The sequence below is a fragment of the Streptosporangium sp. NPDC000396 genome (assembly GCF_042898655.1).
GTDB lineage: Bacteria > Actinomycetota > Actinomycetes > Streptosporangiales > Streptosporangiaceae > Streptosporangium.
Genome location: NZ_JBIAZA010000078.1, coordinates 1 through 2,369 on the forward strand (window position 1 = coordinate 1; position 2,369 = coordinate 2,369).

2 protein-coding genes and 1 pseudogene are annotated in these 2,369 nt (G+C 68.8%); 1 reads left to right on the top strand and 2 read right to left on the bottom strand.

Annotated elements, in window-relative coordinates; translation table 11 throughout:
* Positions 1-197: pseudogene (locus ACFY2X_RS47210) on the bottom strand (hypothetical protein); the annotation flags it as partial.
* Between the two features lie 316 nt (positions 198-513).
* On the bottom strand, positions 514-1,461 hold the full coding sequence (locus tag ACFY2X_RS47215; RefSeq protein ID WP_389952006.1) for an AraC family transcriptional regulator: 948 nt from the start codon (positions 1,459-1,461) through the stop codon (positions 514-516).
* A gap of 142 nt (positions 1,462-1,603) precedes the next feature.
* Between ACFY2X_RS47215 and ACFY2X_RS47220 the strand changes: the two genes are divergently transcribed.
* The gene (locus ACFY2X_RS47220; protein ID WP_389952009.1) at positions 1,604-2,320 is read left to right on the top strand and encodes an SDR family oxidoreductase; all 717 of its coding nucleotides are present in this window, start codon (positions 1,604-1,606) and stop codon (positions 2,318-2,320) included.
* Positions 2,321-2,369: the final 49 nt, after the last annotated feature.

Below are 2,369 nucleotides of genomic sequence, written 5' to 3' on the forward strand. Positions count from 1 at the left end.
AGGGCGAGCATGGCCAGGGTGACGTGCCGGTGCCAGGCCGAGGCGGGCAGGCGAAAGGCGGCCTCGTCCGCGCGGATCGCCGTGCGGCCCTGGTTGATCCGCACTCTGGCCGCGCAGGAGACCGCCAGCACGTAGCCGACCCCGCGGGCCGCGGCCCGCGGTTCCACTCGCCCGAACAGGCCCGCAATCCGAGCCATGGCCTGGTCGAACAACGCCTGCCATCGAGCAGGGTCTACGCTACGGCCCGCGGCCACCACACGATCTTCAAGAGTCCACACACACCCTTGATCATCTCGCGGTGGCCGCACGCATCAGGCGTCGTAGTGATCGCCGTCGTCAACCTGGACCTTCGCCTCCAGAACCTCCGCCACCGCGCATCGTCGCGATCACCGCATCGCTGGGTTCTTGGACACGATCCGCCCGGCGCTCCACCACATCGGGGCCACCGCGAGGCCGGGATCGGCAGCGACCACCGCTTCCCCATCCGCTGCGGTGATGTCCTGGCCCTCACCGTCAGTTGTATCCGCCGGGTTCGTCGCCTGCCGTCTTGACCTGCTTGCGGTAGGCCCCCGGCGGCGACCCGAAGTGTCGTTTGAAAGCTTTGGCGAAGGCGAACTCCGACGTGTACCCCGTGTGCTGCGCGATTGTGCTCAGCGGGGCCGCCGAGTGGTGCAGCAACCGCGCCGCGGTGGCCATCCGCCAGTTGGTCAGGTAGGTCAACGGCGGCTCGCCGACCACCGAGGCGAAGCGGCGGGCGAACGCCGCGCGGGACAGCCCGGCGCGGGTGCCCAGAGACTCCACGGTCCAGGGATGGCCGGGATCGTCGTGGATCGCCTTCAGGGCCGGGGCGACTGCCGGGTCGGTCAGCGCGGCCGCCCAACCTCGGGTCCGCTCCTTCGGCAGTTCGGCGTACCACGACCGGAGGATGTACAGCAGCAGCAGATCGATGAGCGCCGTGACGACCGCGTCCGAGCCCGGCTGCGGCGCGTGGAACTCGGCGCACAGCTGATCGACCGCCGAGCGCAGCACCGGGTGGCGGCCGGGAACCGCGGGGAGGTGGATGACCTCCGGTAGATCGCTGAACAGCGGATGCGGGCGATCAACGTCGATCGCGTACGCGCCGCACACCAGCACCGTGCGCGGCCCTGGTCCGTCCACGGTGACCTGGCCGATCGGCGAGGAACGGTCCACGCGGTCCGGTACGAAGTCCACCGGATCGCGGTCCGGCACGTCGCACAGGGTGTGTCCGCTGCCGCGCTGCAGGAACACGATGTCGCCGGGTCCGAGCGCGAGCGGTTGGCCGTGCGGTGGCAGCAGGTGGCAGTGCCCTTCCACGACCACGTGGAATCCGGCTCCTGAGATGGGTTGGAACTTCAGGGCCCACGGGGCGTGCGCGTCGGTGCGAGTCACCATCGGGCGTCCCGTGCGCAGGACTTCGAGGGTGTCGCTCAGGATGTCCATAGCGCCACTCTAATGCCTGTATGGCGAGACGATATGACAAGGAATCGAGATCTTAAGGCATTCACCGTCTCGATGTGGAGGCGTATGTTCTTGCCATGGCGGTTGCTGAACCCCGCACTGCATCGACGAAGGAATGGATCCCATGTCTCTGGCTGGCAAGAAGATCGTGATCATCGGTGGAACCTCCGGCATCGGCTTCGCGGTAGCCCAACAGGCCGCGGCGGCTGGCGCGGACGTCGTGGTCGCCTCTAGCAATCAGGACCGCGTGGACGCCGCGACGAAGCGGTTGGGCGAGCCGGCCGAAGGCCGCCGCCTGGACGTCGCCGACGGCAACGCCATCGCCGCGTTCTTCGAGCAGGTCGGGGAGTTCGACCACCTCGTCTACACCGCGGGCGAATCTCTGCTGATCAAGCCGTTGGTCGACACCACTCCGCAGGAGGCCAGGGCCGTCTTCGAGCGCCGGTTCTGGGGCGCGTTCCTCTCCGCCAAGTACGCTGCATCGCGACTGCGCGAGGGCGGCTCGATCACTTTCAGCTCCGGCGTCCTCGCGATCCGCCCCCTGCCCGGAACCGCGCTCACGGCAGGCATCACCGGCGGCATCGAGGCCCTGTCCCGGGCACTCGCCGTCGAACTCGCCCCTGTGCGCGTCAACGTGATCCAGCCCGGTGTGATCCGTACCGAGCTGTGGGACGGCAGTGTCCCGGATCCGGAGGCTTTCCTCCAGGGCGCCGGGTCCGAGCTGCTCACGCGGCGTGTCGGCACTGCCGAGGAAGCCGCGGCGGCCTATCTCTTCGTCTTGGCCAACGCCTACGTCACCGGCACCACGCTCGCGATAGACGGCGGCGCGGCGCTGGTGTGACATAGGCGCCACACATAACAGCCAACGGAGCAACGCCGCACCGACGCGA